This is a genomic window from Acinetobacter sp. Ac8, from assembly GCF_055392545.1.
Map to the genome: position 1 here is coordinate 1,169,187 of NZ_AP043689.1, position 19,583 is coordinate 1,188,769.

The 19,583-nt window shown below is 39.6% G+C and carries 15 protein-coding genes and 3 tRNA genes; 7 read left to right on the forward strand and 11 right to left on the reverse strand.

Annotated features, from left to right (window positions below; all coding sequences use genetic code 11):
- Positions 1–65: 65 nt before the first annotated feature.
- Together ACZ5QH_RS05655 and radA are read right to left on the reverse strand one after the other, a co-directional pair.
- Complete coding sequence (locus ACZ5QH_RS05655) at positions 66–1,067, reverse strand: Tim44 domain-containing protein (RefSeq protein ID WP_004819688.1); 1,002 nt, start codon at positions 1,065–1,067, stop codon at positions 66–68.
- 555 nt (positions 1,068–1,622) lie between these two features.
- Entirely contained in the window at positions 1,623–3,008 is a 1,386-nt protein-coding gene (gene radA, locus ACZ5QH_RS05660; protein ID WP_004722416.1) for a DNA repair protein RadA, read from the reverse strand.
- A gap of 279 nt (positions 3,009–3,287) precedes the next feature.
- On the opposite strand from radA, the gene ACZ5QH_RS05665 reads away from it, so the two are divergent.
- From ACZ5QH_RS05665 to ACZ5QH_RS05685, 5 genes are all read left to right on the forward strand, one after another.
- Entirely contained in the window at positions 3,288–4,688 is a 1,401-nt protein-coding gene (locus tag ACZ5QH_RS05665; RefSeq protein ID WP_004819689.1) for an amino acid permease, read from the forward strand.
- A gap of 155 nt (positions 4,689–4,843) precedes the next feature.
- Complete coding sequence (locus ACZ5QH_RS05670; protein ID WP_004819690.1) at positions 4,844–5,074, forward strand: hypothetical protein; 231 nt, start codon at positions 4,844–4,846, stop codon at positions 5,072–5,074.
- 33 nt (positions 5,075–5,107) lie between these two features.
- Positions 5,108–6,352 carry a diaminopimelate decarboxylase gene (lysA, locus tag ACZ5QH_RS05675; protein WP_034617487.1) on the forward strand — a complete coding sequence of 415 codons (1,245 nt, stop codon included), beginning with the start codon at positions 5,108–5,110 and terminating at the stop codon, positions 6,350–6,352.
- Positions 6,353–6,365: 13 nt separating this feature from the next.
- Complete coding sequence (gene dapF / locus ACZ5QH_RS05680) at positions 6,366–7,211, forward strand: diaminopimelate epimerase (RefSeq protein WP_004819692.1); 846 nt, start codon at positions 6,366–6,368, stop codon at positions 7,209–7,211.
- Positions 7,212–7,360: 149 nt separating this feature from the next.
- A complete protein-coding gene (locus ACZ5QH_RS05685) occupies positions 7,361–7,789 on the forward strand; it encodes a DUF7832 domain-containing protein (RefSeq protein ID WP_303577706.1) in 429 nt (142 codons plus the stop codon).
- Positions 7,790–8,048: 259 nt separating this feature from the next.
- Here the strand turns inward: ACZ5QH_RS05685 and ACZ5QH_RS05690 are convergent, their stop codons facing one another.
- From ACZ5QH_RS05690 to ACZ5QH_RS05700, 3 genes are all read right to left on the reverse strand, one after another.
- Positions 8,049–8,426, reverse strand: a complete 378-nt coding sequence (locus ACZ5QH_RS05690; protein ID WP_303577707.1) for a VOC family protein — start codon at positions 8,424–8,426, stop codon at positions 8,049–8,051.
- A 538-nt stretch (positions 8,427–8,964) separates the two neighbouring features.
- Positions 8,965–11,394: an endopeptidase La gene (lon, locus tag ACZ5QH_RS05695; protein WP_004722406.1), complete on the reverse strand. Its 2,430-nt coding sequence runs from the start codon at positions 11,392–11,394 to the stop codon at positions 8,965–8,967.
- A 147-nt stretch (positions 11,395–11,541) separates the two neighbouring features.
- Entirely contained in the window at positions 11,542–12,126 is a 585-nt protein-coding gene (locus ACZ5QH_RS05700) for a 5-formyltetrahydrofolate cyclo-ligase (RefSeq protein WP_303577708.1), read from the reverse strand.
- 366 nt (positions 12,127–12,492) lie between these two features.
- Between ACZ5QH_RS05700 and ACZ5QH_RS05705 the strand changes: the two genes are divergently transcribed.
- Positions 12,493–13,683 (forward strand): putative solute-binding protein, encoded by a 1,191-nt coding sequence (locus tag ACZ5QH_RS05705; protein ID WP_224965497.1) that lies wholly within the window; start codon positions 12,493–12,495, stop codon positions 13,681–13,683.
- Between the two features lie 200 nt (positions 13,684–13,883).
- Complete coding sequence (locus tag ACZ5QH_RS05710) at positions 13,884–14,498, forward strand: YiiX family permuted papain-like enzyme (protein WP_262087448.1); 615 nt, start codon at positions 13,884–13,886, stop codon at positions 14,496–14,498.
- An 85-nt stretch (positions 14,499–14,583) separates the two neighbouring features.
- Here the strand turns inward: ACZ5QH_RS05710 and ACZ5QH_RS05715 are convergent.
- From ACZ5QH_RS05715 to ACZ5QH_RS05740, 6 genes are all read right to left on the reverse strand, one after another.
- A tRNA-Glu gene (locus tag ACZ5QH_RS05715) sits at positions 14,584–14,659 on the reverse strand.
- A gap of 42 nt (positions 14,660–14,701) precedes the next feature.
- Positions 14,702–14,777, reverse strand: a tRNA-Glu gene (locus tag ACZ5QH_RS05720).
- A 133-nt stretch (positions 14,778–14,910) separates the two neighbouring features.
- Positions 14,911–15,810 (reverse strand): lipase family protein, encoded by a 900-nt coding sequence (locus ACZ5QH_RS05725; RefSeq protein WP_034618379.1) that lies wholly within the window; start codon positions 15,808–15,810, stop codon positions 14,911–14,913.
- Positions 15,811–15,941: 131 nt separating this feature from the next.
- Positions 15,942–17,366: an amino acid permease gene (locus tag ACZ5QH_RS05730; RefSeq protein ID WP_034618380.1), complete on the reverse strand. Its 1,425-nt coding sequence runs from the start codon at positions 17,364–17,366 to the stop codon at positions 15,942–15,944.
- A 335-nt stretch (positions 17,367–17,701) separates the two neighbouring features.
- A tRNA-Glu gene (locus tag ACZ5QH_RS05735) sits at positions 17,702–17,777 on the reverse strand.
- A 271-nt stretch (positions 17,778–18,048) separates the two neighbouring features.
- Positions 18,049–19,476, reverse strand: coding sequence for an amino acid permease (locus ACZ5QH_RS05740; RefSeq protein WP_035370888.1), 1,428 nt, complete (start codon positions 19,474–19,476; stop codon positions 18,049–18,051).
- Positions 19,477–19,583 lie beyond the last annotated feature (107 nt).

Below are 19,583 nucleotides of genomic sequence, written 5' to 3' on the forward strand. Positions count from 1 at the left end.
GTATTTTTAAAACAAAAAAACAGTGCCGAAGCACTGTTTTTTAATTGCAATAAAACGCTATTCAATTAACTTTCTTGTTGAATTCCAGCAACTAACCAATCTTGAGTAGACCCTGCTGGTTTAACAAAGTGCCATACTTCTGAGAACGGTACAGGTTGACTATTTAAGTCTTCGCTGACAGTGCCAGTAAAACGAACACTCACCACGTATTGTCCATTTTCTGTCGCGCTATCCAATACCAATGCATTTAAGTTTGAAAACTCAGCCACATCTTGATCTTGGTTTGCCATGATATCGCTGTACATTGACTGATAAAGATCGGCTGTTAAATAGCGTTGAATTTCAGCAATATTGCTCACTGAGTTCATTGACTGAATATGGTTAAAGCGTTGACGAGCAACACGTAGGAAAGCAGCAGGTTCAGTTCCATCTGGAAGTTGATTGCCACTTTGCATTGACGCTGCGCCAAACGGTGCTTGGGTTGCAGTACCACCATTGACAGACTGACCAAAAATATTGGTCGCGTCGTTTGAACTACGTGCCGTATTGTTTTGCCCAAATGGCGCAGATGTTGGACCTGTGCTATTTGGTGCATACGGATTATTGCTGGCTAATTTTTTTTTTGCGCCGAATTTACGGAACAAGAAGAATGCAGCACCTGCGATCAGGATTAACCAGATCCAGCTTGGAATTCCACCTTTTTTCTCTTCTTGTTGAGCAGCTGCTTGTTGTTTCGCTAATTCAGCATCATTGGTTTGTGCTTGGGCATTACCATTATGATCATCAGCCATTGCATTTGCCGCAATCGCACCTACTGCTGCACCTGCAACACCAGCAGCAACCATTTTACCTACACCAGAACCTGATTTTTGTTGTCCAGGTTGAGCAGGCGTTGGTTGTTGAGCAGGCGTAACTTGTCGAGGTTGAGAATAAGACTGACTTGAACTCGAAGAACGGCTCATGCCATGGCTTTTACCACCACCTGCACGTTTTGCTTCAGCCAAAGGTGCTACAGCCAAAGTTGCCATTAAAATACCTGCGACCAAGCCGCGCTGTCGAACTTCCATTGAATCTACCTATATTAAAAAAATATGTTGATGAATATGAGTGCAAGCACTTTACTGTAATTGCTTTTCATAGTTCTCTTTATGCAGTCTTTTTAAGAGAATTTCAATGTTTTTAAGATTTATTTGCACATATATTCACATAAACATAACGAATATATTGCTGGGCTTTTAAAGTCCAATACGGATTTTCTAATCTATTGAAATAATTAAAACTATCAATTTAAAAAGGCTTTTATCATATCGGTGGAATTGTGCTGTGATATACAAATTTAGTGCAGCAATTTATGATAAAAATTCTCATGATTTAATGGATAATTTATAGCGTGTAGTATCCAGCCTTTACCTTTAAATTATTTGAATAAATATCGATCGATCAATCCGTTATATAAATGATTAAAGCAAAACTATTGTTTCAACTTTAGTCAGAGATTTAATTTTTATTGGATCTGTGAGGGTTCATTTAATGAGGGAGAAGAGGCAAATTTTTATTTAAGCTCTCTATCAAAGCAAGCTTACTTCCTTGTAAGGCTTGGTCCTATTTTATAAATGGGATGCTTAGACTTCATCACTCAATTGCATGGCTTCTGTTAATGCCTCATGCAGTCGAGCCACTGCAATGATTTGTACACCTGCAATAGGCTTTTGTGGTGCATTGCCTCTAGGTACGATGATGTATTTAAAACCATGTTTTATGGCTTCTTTTAAGCGTTCTTGCCCATTGGGAACAGGGCGTATTTCACCTGATAAGCCCACTTCACCAAACACAGCCAATTGTTGTGGTAAAGCTTTAGAGCGTAAACTTGAAGCACAGGCCAAAAGTACCGCAAGATCAGAACCTGTTTCGGTAATTTTTAAGCCACCCACGACATTGACATAAACGTCTTGTCCAGAGGTCTGTACACCACCATGACGATGCATAACCGCAAGCAACATATTTAAGCGGTTTTGTTCTAAACCCAGTGCGACCCTACGCGGTTGTCCATGCGCATCATCAACCAGTGCTTGAACTTCAACCAATAATGGCCGTGTACCTTCACGACTGATCATCACCACTGAACCGGGAATCGCTTCATCATAACGACTTAAAAAGATGGCAGACGGATTGGCGACTTCTTTTAAGCCCTTATCTGTCATGCCAAATACACCAAGTTCATTGACCGCACCAAAACGGTTTTTGACAGCACGAATCATACGGTAGCGGGAGTCAGATTGCCCTTCAAAATACAGTACACAATCGACCATATGTTCAAGCACACGTGGACCTGCCAAGGCACCTTCTTTGGTGACGTGACCAACAAGAAATAACGCCGTACCACTATTTTTTGCAAATCGAGTCAATAGTGCAGCTGACTCACGAATTTGCGAAACACCGCCGGGAGCAGATTGTAAGGTTTCGGTATATAAGGTTTGGATTGAGTCAAGGATGGCAACGGCAGGGCGCAATTGTGCGAGGGTATCACAAATTCGTTCTACACACGTCTCTGCCATGACTTGTAATTTATCAGTAGCTAAGTCAAGACGATTGGCACGTAAAGCCACTTGTGAAAGTGATTCTTCTCCTGTGACATAGAGCGCTGAATTCTTCGCAGCAGCCATATGGGTTGCGGTTTGCAACAGAATCGTTGATTTACCAATACCAGGGTCACCCCCGATCAGGACGACAGAACCTGTGACTAAACCACCACCAAGTACTCGGTCAAACTCGCCTATACCCGTAGCTAAACGTGTTTCATTGGACACGGTAATCTGGTTAAGCAAGGTGACATTGGCTGCTTGTCCAGCATACCCACCGCCCATAGGTTTGGCACGATGTGATACGACAGGTTCAATGCGCACTTCAGTCAGAGAATTCCATTCACCACAGTCTGAACATTGACCTGCCCATTTTGGATGGTCTGTACCACATTGTTCACAACGATAAACAGTTTTGACTTTGCCCATTTTGAGTGCGTTCACCTTTTGAATGATGTGCTGAATGTACCAATAGCGCCATTGAAATACAATTTTTTGCTTAACATCTCGCCAAAAACTATTTTGGCACGTAAACTGCAAATCGAAGGAACGGTAAAAATAAGAAAGGTAAGGGATAGTCGTTTGACTATTAAATAAGCTAAAAGATGAAAAAACTTAGATATTTTAAGTATTCATTGAAAAAGGCTTTTTTATTTTTTTTGTTTTAAGCTACTTTTGTACAACGAAATCTGAGAGAAGAATATAACAATGTCAAATGAAAACCTCAGTTCTTCTGCGGAAACAGGTGAACTAGCAAGAAGTTTATCGAATCGTCATCTACAATTAATTGCAATTGGTGGTGCGATTGGTACAGGCTTATTTATGGGTTCAGGGAAGACGATCAGTCTTGCGGGACCATCCATATTATTTATTTACATGATCATTGGTTTGATGGTTTTTTTCGTCATGCGTGCGCTTGGTGAACTGTTACTTTCAAACTTGCAATACAAGTCATTTATTGATTTTTCTACAGATTTGATCGGACCATGGGCCGGCTATTTTGTCGGATGGACCTATTGGCTGTGCTGGATCACAATTGGTATCGCAGATCTATCTGCAATTATCTATTACTTACAGTTCTTCAATAATGGGGTGCCCTTTACCCCAACTGAAGGGGCAATGATCAGTGTTGCCGCAATCTTCTTTATTTTAGGGTTGAACCTAGTCACAGTAAAACTGTTTGGTGAATTGGAATTCTGGTTTGCACTGATCAAAATTATTGCCATTGTGGTGTTAATTTTGGTGGGTTTCTGGATGATTTTTACTGGCTTTACTTCGGCAGCAACAGGTCAAGTGGCGTCATTTACTCATCTTTGGGATCATGGGGGAATGTTCCCGAAAGGCTTTGAAGGCTTCTTAGCAGGCTTCCAAATTGCCATATTTGCTTTTGTCGGTGTTGAACTTGTTGGTACCACAGCAGCAGAAACTAAAGATCCAGAGAAGAACTTACCTAAAGCAGTTAACTCAATTCCAATCCGTATTATTTTCTTCTATGTATTGGCATTGGTGATTGTTATGTCAGTTACACCATGGAATATGATTGATCCTAAAGTTAGCCCATTTGTGAACTTGTTTAGTCAAGCGGGAATTGCTGCGGCTGCAATCATTATGAACTTGGTGGTCCTTTCATCTGTAATGTCTTCAATGAACAGTGGTGTATTCTCAACAAGTCGTATGCTATTTGGTCTTTCTCGCGAAGATCAAGGTCCTAAAGCATTTGGTCTGTTAAATAAACGTGCAGTTCCTGCGAATGCTTTGTATTTCTCTGGTGTATGTCTATTGGGTGGTGCGGCATTACAATATTTCGTTCCAAACACAGTCGAAGCATTTACTTTAGCAACCACACTATCCACGATCTTGTTTATCTTGGTATGGATCATTATTTTGTGGAGTTACTTGGTGTACTACAAAACACGCCCAGAACTTCATGCAAAATCAGTGTTTAAATTACCAGGTGGACCGATTACTTGTTATATCGTGATCATTTTCTTTGTCGGTACGATTGGTATTCTTGCATTAGAACCAGATACAATGAAATCATTGATGGTCAGTCCGATCTGGCTCATTATCCTTGCAATTGGTTATTTCTGTTTTTATAAGAAAAAATAGTCATTAACGATTTCAATGATATTGATAAGAAAACGTCAGTAATTTACTGGCGTTTTTTTTATTCTCATTTTAAGCTTTAAGGCTTCCGCTTTGGTCTATATTTTAGATTCAAGGTATAAGGTATACTGACGAAAATTTTGGAAATAGGTGAACAAATGCGTTTTGCAATTTGTGGCATCGGTTTAGTTTTAGCAAGTGCGGTGTTGGTGGGTTGTGGTCAATCAGGCAATTTGCAGTTGGCAAACAGTCAAGACTATGACAAACGTGCCAAATATTTGCTCTATTCAAAAGATGCCAATAAAGCTGCCCAAAGCAAGGCAAAAGTGCAAGATCAGACAGCCATTGCAGATCAATCTGTGCCAGCGTCTCAAGCCACTTCAAACTAAACCTAATTACACTTTCATTGAAAGGATAGATTCATGAGTTTCTCCCGCATTCATGGGGTATTGCATGCAGAGCAATGTTCTTTAGATCAACTCGCGCAGCAATATGGCACACCGCTTTATGTTTATTCAAAGGCAACTTTTGAAAAGCATTATTTGGATATGGATCAGGCATTTAGCTTTATCGATCATCAAATTTGTTTTGCGGTGAAGTCAAACTCAAATCTTGCGGTATTGAATGTATTGGCAAAATTAGGCTCAGGCTTTGATATTGTCACAGGTGGTGAGCTTGCACGGGTCCTTGCTGCAGGTGGAGATGCTACAAAAATCGTATTCTCAGGTTTAGGCAAACAAGAAGCAGATATTCAAAAAGCCCTAGAAGTGGGGATTGCGTGCTTCAATGTGGAATCTCATGCTGAACTTGATCGTATCCAGAAAGTTGCGGCAGGTTTAGGCAAAAAAGCTCCGATTTCGTTACGGGTAAATCCAGATGTAGATGCGAAAACCCATCCTTATATTTCGACAGGTTTAAAAGAAAATAAATTTGGTATTCCATCAGATTCAGTTTTTGAAACCTATCAATATGCGGCGTCTTTGCCCAACCTTGATGTGATTGGGATCGATTGTCATATTGGTTCGCAATTAACTGAAACACAACCTTTCGTAGATGCGCTTGACCGCGTCATCATGATGATTGCAAAATTAAAAGAATTGGGCATCCAGCTGAAACACATCGATATTGGTGGCGGTTTAGGGGTGACCTATAAAGATGAAACACCGCCAAGTGTTGCAGAATATGCCAACGCAATGCGTCCAGCTTTAGAGAAATTAGGCTTAAAAGTCTATATGGAACCGGGGCGGAGTATTTCAGCAAATGCTGGGGTATTGGTGACGAAAGTTGATTTGTTAAAACCAACCAATTATCGTAATTTTGCAATTATTGATGCTGCAATGAATGACTTGATTCGTCCATCGCTTTACCAAGCGTGGATGGACATTCAAGCTGTAGTATCGCGTACAGATGTTGAAGCAAAAACTTGGGATATCGTGGGTGCCATTTGTGAAACAGGCGATTTTCTTGGTAAAGAACGTGAACTTGCCATTCAGGAAAATGACAATCTTGCTGTTTTAGGTGCAGGTGCGTATGGTTTTGTCATGAGTTCAAATTATAACAGCCGTGGTCGTGCTGCTGAAGTCATGGTCGATGCTGACCAATCGTATGTGATCCGTAAGCGAGAAACGATTGAATCACTTTGGGAAAATGAAAGCTTATTGCCTTAAGGAGCCATTTTAAATGTTATTAGAATTTACCAAAATGCATGGTCTGGGCAATGACTTTATGGTGGTTGATTTAATCAGCCAGCGTGCATTTTTTGATGCGATGACCATTCGCCGTTTGGCTGATCGCCATTTCGGGATTGGTTTTGATCAACTGTTAATTGTTGAACCACCAGATTTTCCCAATGTTGATTTTAAATATCGTATTTTCAATGCTGATGGTTCAGAAGTAGAGCAATGCGGCAATGGCGTACGTTGTTTTGCGCGGTTTGTTTATGAACGTCAGTTGACCAATAAAAAACGTTTTAAAGTTCAAACCAGCGCTGGTATTGTCGAACCTGAGTTGGGTGAAAATGGTTGGGTGCGTGTCAACATGGGCTATCCAAAATTTTTACCCAATGAGATTCCATTTCTTGCAGAAGAACCAGATGCATTGTATGACATCGCATTGAAAGATAATGAATTGCTGACTATTGATGTGGTCAATATGGGCAATCCACATGCGGTGACAATCGTTCCCGATGTTTTAACTGCAGATGTTGCCAAAATTGGTCCTCAAGTGGAAGCACACGCGCGTTTCCCACAACGGGTGAATGCTGGTTTTATGCAAATTGTTGATGAAAAGCATGCGCGTTTACGGGTGTTTGAACGTGGTGTCGGCGAAACGATGGCATGTGGTACAGGCGCTTGTGCAGCCGCAGTCTCTGGAATGCGTCGTGGTTTACTTGCCAATAATGTCGAAATTGAGTTGGCTGGTGGTAAATTACAAATCGAATGGAAAGAAGGCGATGTGGTTTGGATGACAGGGCCGACTGCAACCGTTTATGAAGGTCGTTTAGATTTACGTTATTTCCAAGGTTGATTTCCTTTTTTTACAGCTTAGAGCAAAGCCCTGAATTAATTTTAGGGCTTTTTTTATCTTTAATTGCTTAGTTTTTGGATTAAAAAATATAAAATAAGTGTTTATACTGTTTAAAGATCTCAATAAATAATCACAAGGAAAAATAAATAATGGCAATAGATCGTATTGATTGGCATGGCGAATCCGCAGAGCAAGCAGGCTTTCCATATGAAAATGGTGGGACACATATTGGAATTTATTTAGCCTGGATTATCAATAACCAATTGGAAGGTGAGTTTCACCAAGAAGAAAGTGTTGATGAATTAGAAAAAGTCCGCACACGTCAAATGACTGGACGACAGTTTTTGATCAATATGTGCGATGAAAAATTTTGGGAAGAAGATTTAAATGAACAAGGCTTTGAATTTACCCAAGCCTATTATGAGAGTCATGAATATTTTAAAGATTATGATGAAATCTTAGTTGATGCTAAAGGTTTGACAGATACCTATGCTGTGGATGATACATGGGATAATTATGATTTGATGGCAGTCGTGATTAGTCAAAAATATGCACAATGGCAGCAGAACCGGTCATAAATCTATACGCTTTAAGTCAATAGATCGTTTTTCTGGGATAAGCTTTTGTAATCAGCCCTAAGTTACCCATAAAAAAACACAGTCCAAAATGGGTAGGACTGTGTTTTAACGTTGATCTGTCTGGAGACCAAATCGACGTTAAGTAACCACACTTACAGCGCGCATACTTGTATAATTTATATATGAGGATGTTCGTATAATTTTCAACCAGTTTAGTTGCCAATTTTAAATTACCAGCAGTCGTTGAGTTCACTCACGATTAATTCATTGAGTGAATACCAAACATATTGCCTTCAGTATCAATCGCCAAAACAATATGCCCATGAGGCCCAATCGACATTTTTGTTTGATGAACTTGACCGCCAGCGGCTGCTACTCGGGCTTCTTCAATGGCACAATCTTCACTACTGAAATAGACAATTGTACTGTTTCCACCAGCAGAAATGCCTTCCATTTTAACCAATGAGCCTGTTGCACCGTATTGGCTCATATCCGATGGAAATGTCCACATTTCCACCGATGAATCATTTGGATCACTGAGTAAACTCAGCTCAACACCAATCACCGTTTGATAAAATAATTTAGCTCGTGCGATATCATTGACATAGATTTCGAACCAACACACTGGATTTGACATAAACGTGTCCTTTTATTTTGCTGTTATCGGTTTTATGACCATATATGGCTGTATTTATAAGCTTAAGGGCAGTTGAGCCTTTAAACTCTATTTTTAGACTTTATTATGATTAGCTTATGACAAACTTAACTCAAGCGTAGCTGTATTTTGTAAATAAGTTTATTTTTTAATCAATATTTCAAGAAAAACTTAAAGAAATAATAGGGTCTGTTGACAATTCGTCTATGTTTGCGACGACGTGTGTTTTTTAGGCGATACTAGGCGCGAAATACGAAATTTAGTCATTCTAAATGAGTAATTCGTAACGACGTAGCGGCAAAAAACACGCTAGTCCCGAAAGGTTGTGGCTAAAATTATCTCAGCCTACGTTATGAAACTCGAAAATAGTCTCGCTATTCTCTTCGTTTCCTGCTTTACGACGTATACGTCTCATGCTCAATTTTAACCTACAACGCAATCGATTTATGAAATGTTAACAGATCCTTGATTATAAAGATAAAAAAAGAACGCCGAAGCGTTCTCTTTTTCGAACATTGGATCAATGACGTGCAGCTTTTTTGCCTTCATCAACCGCTTTAACGATTGGTGCTTTGACCAATGGCGTAGGTTGTTCAACCAAAGCAAGTGGAAGAATCTCATCGATGCTTTTCACTGCTTTAATTTCTAAACCATCTTTCACATTCTGAGGAATTTCAGCTAAGTCACGAACGTTTTCTTGTGGGATAAACACCAGTTTAACGCCACCACGATGAGCTGCTAAAAGTTTCTCTTTTAAGCCACCAATACGCATTGCTCGGCCACCTAAGCTGGTTTCACCTGTCATTGCAATATCAGGACGAATTGCAATCCCGGTGAATGCCGAAACCAGAGCAGTGGTTAATGCCAAACCTGCAGATGGTCCATCTTTCGGTGTCGCACCTTCAGGTAAGTGAACGTGTACATCAGTTTCTTCAAAACGAGAAGCTTCAATACCCAATTCATCAGCACGTGTACGAACCACAGTCATTGCCGCAGTAATCGATTCTTTCATTACATCGCCGAGTGAACCCGTGGTAATAAATTTACCTTTACCTTTTACAGCTGCAACTTCAATGGTTAGTAACTCACCACCGACAGAAGTCCATGCCAAGCCATTTACACGACCCACTTGAGCTTCTTCTTCCGCCATACCGTAATCAAATTTATGCACACCTAAATATTCAGGTAAGTTTTCAGCAGTGACATCAATATGTAAGTTTTTCGCTTTCTTACTGACTGATTCTTTCACCACTTTACGTGCAATCTTCGATACTTCACGTTCAAGGCTACGTACACCAGCTTCACGGGTATAACGACGTACAATGTCACGAATCGCTTCTTCATGAACAGTCAATTCTTTGCCACGCAAACCATTGTTCTTGATTGCTTTTGGAACAAGGTAACGATCTGCAATATTGACTTTTTCGTCTTCGGTATAACCCGGCAAACGAATTACTTCCATACGGTCTAATAAAGCCTCAGGAATATTCATGCTGTTTGCAGTACAGATAAACATCACTTCAGACAAATCAAGATCAAGATCTAAGTAGTGATCGTTAAACTTGTTGTTCTGTGATGGATCAAGTACTTCAAGCAGGGCAGAAGCTGGATCACCACGATAATCCTGTGCCATTTTGTCTACTTCGTCGAGTAAGAACAGTGGGTTCTTAACACCAACTTTGGTCAACGACTGCACAATTTTACCCGGCATCGCGCCAATATAGGTACGACGATGACCACGAATTTCTGCTTCGTCACGGACACCACCGAGTGCCATACGAACAAATTCACGACCAGTTGCTTTGGCAATTGATTCCCCGAGTGAGGTTTTACCAACACCAGGAGGACCAACTAAACAAAGGATTGGACCACGAAGTTTTTTCACGCGTGATTGCACCGCAAGGTATTCAACAATACGTTCTTTAACTTCATCCAAACCATAGTGGTCTGTATCTAAAATTTCCTGAGCTTTGGCTAAGTTAATGCTGACTTTGCTGGCTTTATTCCAAGGCGTATCTAAAATGGCCTCGATATAGTTGCGTACAACAGCAGCTTCACTTGACGCAGGTTGCATGGCTTTGAGTTTACGGAATTCGTTTTCAGCTTTTTTACGCACATGTTCAGGTAAATCAGCTTCCGCTAAACGTTTTTCAATTTCAGCAACATCATCTTCCGCACCACCATTCATATCGGAAAGTTCACGCTGAATGACTTTCATCTTCTCATTGAGGAAGTATTCGCGTTGGTTCTTTTCCATTTGGCGTTTTACAGAGTCATGCAATGTTTGCTCAATCTGTTGTTCTTCAGATTGTTGCAATAAATAAGTCATTAGCTCTTGTAAGTGTGCTTCAAACTCATCGTGCTCTAGGAATTTTTGTTTTACATCGATATTTAAAGGTACACGGGTTGCAACAAAGAACAACAATTGTAATAAATCGTCGATTTTATTTGCTGCTGCAATCAATTCACGTGCATTACGTAATTTGGCTTCTGCATACTGTGAAAACAGTGCACGTAATTCTTCTACACGTGTTGCTTGAGTATCTTTATCTACAGATATGGTCATTGGGCTTAATGCATGTTCAGCCGATAAGTATTCATCATTGTCGATGATTTCAACCAGCTTAGAACGATGTAAGCCTTCAATCAGTACCTTGATACAGTTTTCATCATTTTCATGATTCACAACTTGTACAATCTTTGCGACGGTACCATATTGATATAAGTTGTCGTGATCAATTTCTTCTGTAAGCGAATCTTTTTGCGCAACTACAAATACTAAATTGTCACTGTTACGAGCCACATCAACTGCATTGATCGATTTTTCACGACCCACAAATAGCGCAATTTGCATATGTGGGTACACAACCACGTCACGCAACGCTAAAAGCGGTAATACACTTGGAACCTGTGGCTCTAAGTTTTCTTGATTCATAATAATCTCAGACATGGGCACTCCTAATGAGTGACAACGGTGTTGCCATGTTTTTTATAGTGATGTGTATTTCAAAAATTACAAGGGCTTTGCCAAATAAAAAGTTTAAAAAATCGCAACTATTTGATTAACAAATAAACCTATTTGCATTTATTGGTCAATTTAACGGCGAAAATAATAGGTTTTTGCTGGGGTAATTAGGCTGTCTAAGGGTTGATCCCACGGATTTCTTTTAAGCTCGTGGGTGAGTAACTGAAAATTATGCGCTAAACCGAGTCGATGTGGGCGGTGTGCAGCTGATGCAAGCGTTCGATCATAGAAACCGCCTCCCATGCCCATACGGCTACCTTTTAAATCACAAGCCAATAAAGGCATAACCACCAGATCGAGTATTGAAATATGTTTAGCACGACTTGCCATGGGCTCTAACATCCCAAGACGATGTAAAGAAAAGCGTCGATTGCGAAACTGCCGATTTGATATTTTGACCCAAACCAGTTTTTTGTTCATATTACAGATCATGGGCAAATACACGGTTTTTCCAATCGCACAGCAATATTCGATAAGCAATTTGGTTTGAATTTCACCAAAAGCATCTAAATATAATCCGATTTTCTGCGCATTCAAAAAATGGCGATGGCGTAGCATCTGTTTAAAGCATTGCAATTCAATGACCATTTGTTGATTGCGGGTCAGCTTTTGTCGTTGTTGTCTTAAAGATCTACGCAGTTGTGAATTTTGATCCATGTTCTGAATGCTAAAACTAAACTGTTGCCAGTATACAATGAATTGATAAACAGCATTTATAAGGAAATGATCAAGATTTTATTTTGATTATCTTTTATTCATCAGAGTTTGCGATAAATGGGTGGTTTTAAGCTATTATTCTAATCGTTTGATAAAACAAGATTAAATAGTGATGTTCTACATTTTAAGTCCAGAGTATCTATTCTGACAAATGTAGGATTTTGCTCAGTCAATTGCAAATGAAAGCACTTCAATTAGGCTGAGAAGAAATTCACGTGAGTGATGATTATGGATAAGCACGAAAACACCATGCAAAGTCAGCTAAAACAACAATCTCATACCTTGTCACGACGGTTTGTTATCTCAATGCTCGCATTGGCGAGCAGTTTACCGCTGATGAGCTATGCCGCTCCAGCAGCGCCAAAATTGGATCTTGAGTTATCTGCACATTCAAAAAATAAAATTAAAACCTTAATGAATGATCCAAAAGTTTGGCAACAGATTCCTAAAACAGTCACGCTGTGTGTGTATTCTCCTGATGGCGCCAATAGTGAAGCTTTTGAACAAGCGACCAGTTATATCAGTGAATTGCCACGAATTACACAGATTGCTAAGGAATTTGGGGTGGATATGAAAATTACCCGTCCAACCAAATTGTCGATGCATATTGATTTAAATTATCCAAAATTAAAGAAAACCGCTTCTACGGATATTAATTTAAGAGTTTATACCGATGAACGTGTATTGACTGAGGATTTCCGCAGTAAACGCTGTGATGGTGCTGGAATCAGTAACATTCGCGCACGTCAGTTTAATCCGTTTGTCGGCAGTATTGATGCCATTGGGGCAGTACAAAACTATAAGCAATTAACCACCGTGATCCAGTTACTTGCACGGCCTGAGTACGATGCAAAAATGGTCAATCGTGATTATGAAGTGGTGGGGATTGTTCCTTTAGGTGCTGCGTATATCATGGTCAATGATCGTCGTATTGATACTTTATCAAAAGCAGCAGGGAAAAAAGTGGCAGTCATGAACTTTGACGGTACTCAAAAGAAGTTGGTGCAAAATGTTGGTGCACAACCTGTTTCTGTTGATCTATTAACCGTGGGTGGAAAGTTCAATAACAAAGAAGTCGATATTATGGCGGGGCCTGCTTTGTTATTTAAGCCTTTAGAATTGAAAAAGGGTATGACCGATAAAAATGGCAATGTGGTCGGTGGCATTATTCGCTTTCCTTTGATACAGGTGACAGGCACATTAATCATGCATCGGAATAAGTTCCCCGCAGGTATGGGACCAATCGCACGAGAAATGATTTCTAAACAGCTCAGCCCCGCATTTCAGTTTGTCGATAAACTAGAGCGAGAAGTTCCGGATAAATATTGGTTTGATATTCGTGAAGCAGATAAACCGGGCTATATCAAGATTATGCGTGAAGCACGTATTCAGATGACCAAAGAAGGCTTCTATGACCCAACAATGATGAAAATTTTGAAAAAGGTTCGATGTGGTCAAACCCCAAGTAGTTTTGAATGTGCTTTAAATGATGAATGATTGGGTTTTGCTCTTGTTTTGATGATGGATTAAGTCAAAAGCAAAATTACAAACAGCTGATGTTTTTGATTTGAATTAAAAGTTAAAGGAGCAAAATGATAGTTTATTTTGCTCCTTTTTTATTGCAAAGTTTAGGCAATGCTTTACTACTCTGTTAGATTAAATCCAAGATAAAGAAGATTAAAATTAAGATTTAAATGATGTTAAAAAAACCATTCAAACTCTTGTTACTGACAGTGTTGTTTTGCGTTAATTCGATATATGCCGCAGAGTATCAGACAGGAGATATTATTTTTCATAGCTCTAAATCAACACAAAGTCTTGTGATCCAAAAAGCCACCCATTCGCCATATAGCCACATGGGAATGATCGTAATGAAACAAGGTCAAGCTTTGGTTTTGGAGGCGATTCAGCCTGTGAAATATACGCCGCTTCAACAATGGATCAATCGTGGTGTAAATAAAGCCTATGTCGTAAAGCGTTATCAACCTCAATTGACTGCTGAGCAACAACACAAGTTAGTCAAACAGGCCGAGACTTATTTAAATAAACCCTATGATGTTTATTTTGAATGGAATGATGACGCAATTTATTGCTCTGAAATTGTATGGAAAGCTTATCAATATGCTTTAGGAATAGAATTGGCGCCCTTGGAAAAATTACAAAGTTTTGATCTCACAGATCGAAGTGTTAAAGCACTTATGCAACAACGCTATGGACAGCATATTCCATTGCGAGAAACTGTGATTGCGCCAAGTGCAATTTTTAATTCAAAGAAATTGAAAATGGTTGACTCGGTTGCTGGCTTGAATTGATTGAAAATATAGCAGACATAAAAAAACCTGAGTCATAATGCTCAGGTTTTTTATAAGAAGCGGTATATACATACATTCTTGAATGTGGCGACCCTACGGGGATTCGAACCCCGGTTACCGCCGTGAAAGGGCGATGTCCTAGGCCTCTAGACGATAGGGTCAATAAATTGAGGCAGACACTTGAAACTAAACCATTAAATTAATGGCGACCCTACGGGGATTCGAACCCCGGTTACCGCCGTGAAAGGGCGATGTCCTAGGCCTCTAGACGATAGGGTCGTTTCAGAGGTGGGCGTATATTAGGGCGAATACCGGCAGGTGTCAAACTTTTTTCCATAATAAAAACTGAAATTGCGTTTATATGGATAAAAACAAAGCAATATGAGCAAAGTGGTTAAAATTAAGACCATTATTACGGCTTGGGGTACAGAATGGGATCTAAAATATTTTGAATCACCGCAGGATGTTGTAAATAGCCTGCGATTTGATGAGGAGTATGAATAAACGTTGAAATCGCGGTATTTAAAATTGCGGGTTGAAAGTCAAAGGGTGCATTGATCAACGGAAAAGCGGTTAAAAAATCATCTGGTGAATAGAAATTATGCCAATCACCATTTAGACAATTTGGTCTTTTGATTGGTGGTGTTAGTTTAGATTGAATCACTTTAAAGGCGAGTGGTGAGCCTAAGGTAATAAAGCGTTGTATCTGGTAGTTTGCTTGCAGCTGTTGTAACAGATTATAGGCAATCACGGTTCCTAACGAATGCGCAACAATAATATGCGGTTGATCGGGTTCTAAGCTGGCCAGTATCCGTTGATGCACTTCATCCATAAACTGAGGATTGGCGAGGTATAAATAAGTTTCGATCAGAAATTTATGAATCAGACTTTCATGAAGTTTTGGAAAATTATTTAAAATTAAAGAGAACTCTTTAAGCGCCTTATCTTTTAACAATTGCGAAGCCAAATACAAGCGTTTAGACAGTTTTAAGTCATGCTCAGGCATGAAGTAGGGCAGTATTGGAATTGCGGGAGCGACATTTAAAGTTGTCGTGGCTGGCGTTGTTGTATGTTTATGAAAGTGGAAGTTTACCCATGATTTAGGCAGAAAGCTTTCTAAGTCAAAGCGATTGCTTAATTGGTGTTTGCTGATTAAATCGCCATAAAAAGCCAAGCGAATATCTAATTGTGCGGTTGAAATAGGCAGTTTAAGTTCATCGATTCCCTGTTGAAGAATATCAACCCAATGTTGCTTTAAACTCTCAGCATTATAATTCTGCTGGTTCATACCATGAATAAAAATAATCTTCATTGGGGGTTTTATAGATTGTTATGTTTAGCTATTAAATTACGAGTTTAAACTGATTTTGACTATCTATGAATGTACAAAAAGTGTAGCCAATGGCTACACTTTTTGTTTAGGCATGATCAGTTAGATCTTGTTTAGGGTTGTGATTGATCTTTATATAAAAATGCGTAGCTGATATAGCAAATGGCAATAAAGATTAAACAACAAATAAAGCCAACCACCATCTCAGGGTCAAATACCATACTGATACAGGTAATTAAACAGAAGATAAAACCTAAGATCGGCACAATTGGAAACAATGGCGCAGCAAAGCCTAATTCAGCTTTGGTATGACCTTGTTTGTACCATTGACGTCTAAAATTAAACTGGCTCAGACAAATACTCATCCACACCACAACCATGGTAAACGCAGCCACACCCAACAAGTTTTTAAAAATAGTTTCAGGTGCAAATTGCTCTGAAAGCAGACCAGGTAATGCACCGAACATGGTGACAATCACCGCAATATATGGAATACCGCGTGCATTGACCCTAGAAAATAATGCTGGAAGCTGTTTCTTGGCTGAGAGCGACCACATCATACGTGACGCTGCAAATAGCCCTGAGTTAGCCGCAGACAACAATGCAGTGATGATCACAAAACGGATAATGTCTTCTGCGTATGGAATACCAATATGATCAAATACGGTAACAAATGGGCTGCTACTGACCCCTTCAGCATGTAATCCTGCCATTTGGTGAGGTAGCAATGCACTAATGACAATGATTGTACCGACAAAGAAAATCAATAAACGCCAAATAGCAGTATTGATAGCTTTAGGCACATTTTTCGCAGGATCTTCAGTTTCACCCGCAGCAACGCCAATCAACTCCGTACCAGAGAAGGCAAAGTTCACGATTAACATGGTGGTGAAGATTGGGAATAGACCTTGTGGGAACCAGCCTTCATCGGTCAAATTACTAAATAATGGTGCTGAAGTATGTCCCTGATAATTTAAAATACCAAAAATTGCCAAGAGGCCAAAAAGAATAAAAGCGATTACCGTAATGACTTTAACCAAAGAGAGCCAGAACTCAGATTCGGCAAACCATTTGGTTGAGCTCATATTTAAGCCAAACACGATTGCTGCAAAAATCAGCGTCCATAACCACATCGAGATATGCGGAAACCATTCTTGCATTAACAAAGCCGCAGCAGTAAATTCAGTGCCTAGTGTTGCTGACCATGTCAGCCAATACAGCCAAGTAACGGTGTATCCTGTACCTGGGCCAATGTATCGTTGCGCATAAGTACCAAATGAACCAGACTCAGGCATATGAACCGCAAGTTCACCTAAGCACAGCATCACCATATAGGCAATTACACCGCCGAGGATGTAAGAGATAATGGCACCAATCGGACCGGTTTGTGAGATTACTTCACCAGAACCTAAAAAAAGCCCTGTACCGATTGCACCACCAAGCGAAATCATCACCAAGTGACGAGTACTCATTGCTCGTTTGAGTGGTGAAGAATTAGATGATACCTGAGCATCATTTTGATTTGGTGATGACTGCATAAGCTTCAGATGGAAATAAAACAAGAAGCGCGCTATTTTAGCCCAATTCATAAATAGTGCAATGATTGAGTGTTGTTAATGCTCAATAAGCAATACTATAAATCACCATGATTTTATGGTTTTTATAAATAAATATTTAAATCAATTATTTATATTTAACTCTGCACTGATTATTTTAAATTAAAAATTCAGATTATTGATGAAAAAACAATCTTTTAAATATGACGGGATGGTGGTTTTTAACTGCTTTAAAATACGATAGATATAAAAAAGCCTGAGTCGTATTGCTCAGGCTTTTTTACGAGAAAGTTTTGTGTTGGAAACAATCTCAAATATGGCGACCCTACGGGGATTCGAACCCCGGTTACCGCCGTGAAAGGGCGATGTCCTAGGCCTCTAGACGATAGGGTCGTAATGAGGTGATGCGTATATTAAGGATAAAAGATATTTTTGTCAAAATGGATTTATCGAAAAAGCGTTTAACTGATGAATCTATAAGCGAATCATCATGTATTTGTTTTTAATTTAGCCATAAAGCTATTTTTTGTTTTTTAGAAGAATCCAAATCAAATAAAAACGGCTTGATTTATATATGAATCACTTAAAAATTATGCTGTTGGTTAAAAGTTTAAAATAGAAAAGCCCGTATGAATACGGGCTGATCAGTGATTTACACTGCGACTTAATTTTTCTGATGATAAAGCCAGTAATAAGTTGCATAACATGCTGCCATAAACACTAAACAACCAATAAAGCCAGAAAGCATTTCCGGATCTGCTGCCATACTTAAACCAGTTGCGGTACAGGTAATAAAGCCAAGAATCGGTACGACTGGATACCACGGCGTTTTAAATTTTAAATCAGCCAGTGTTTTACCGCTGGCCAGCCATTTACGACGGAAATTAAACTGACTCCAGCAAATACTCATCCACACGATAACCATGGTAAATGCTGCCACACCGAGTAAGTTTTTAAAGATCACATCTGCGCCAAATTGCTCCGACAGTAAACCGGGTAAACCTCCAATCATGGTCACAAAAATTGCAACAACAGGGGTACCTGATTTGGTCAGTTTGGAAAAAACTCGAGGTAATTGTTTTTGAATTGAAAGCGCCCACATCATACGAGATGCCGCATATAGGCCTGAATTTGCAGTGGACAAAAGTGCTGTAATGATCACAAAACGCATGATGTCTTCTGCGTAAGGAATTCCAATCAAGTTAAATACAGAAACAAAGGGACTATTACTGATCCCTTCACCATGCGCGGCTAGGCCTGCATCTTGATAGGGCAATAATGAACTGATGACAATAATGGTACCAACAAAGAAAATCATTAACCGCCAAACTGCAGCATGAATCGCTTTTGGGACATTTTTTTCAGGATTTTCAGTTTCACCAGCAGCAATCCCAATCATCTCAGTACCATTAAAGGCAAAATTTACAATCAGCATGGTGGCAAAAATAGGAAATAAACCATTGGGTAACCAACCATGTGCGGTTAAATTACTGAATAAGGGTGCAGTTTCATGACCATGAAAGGGGATTAACCCAAATATTGCGGTTAAGCCGAGTAAGATAAATATCAGTACCGTTGCAACTTTAACAAAAGACAACCAAAACTCTGACTCTGCAAAAAAGCGTGTTGAGGTTAGATTGGAAATCAAGACGGCAACAATAAAGACCAAGGTCCATAACCAGATGGAGGTTGTTGGAAACCATTCCTGCATCAGCATGGCTGCTGCGGTAAATTCAGTCCCCAAGGTGGCAGACCAGCCAAGCCAGTACATCCACGACACCATGTAGCCTGTACCCGGTCCAATATTTTTAGCTGCAAAAGCACCAAAAGATCCGGTTACAGGTTGATTGACCGCAAGTTCACCTAAGCACAGCATCACCATATAGGCAATTAAACCACCGATGATATAGGCAATCACTGCACCAATCGGTCCAGCTTGTGCAATCACTTCACCTGAACTTAAAAATAAGCCTGTACCGATTGCACCGCCTAATGACAACATGATCAGGTGGCGTTTGGTCATGGATCTTTTTAAGACAATAGTTTGCCCATCAGCGACAGTGTGCTGATTCGATTGATCAGGTGATTGCATATTTGATGTCATTGAACTTTAAAGAGATATTTTAGATTAAAATGCCAAAATTGACAAAATAAAATAAACCGTCAGCTTCTAAAGTCTAAAGAAAAGGGATGAAATAA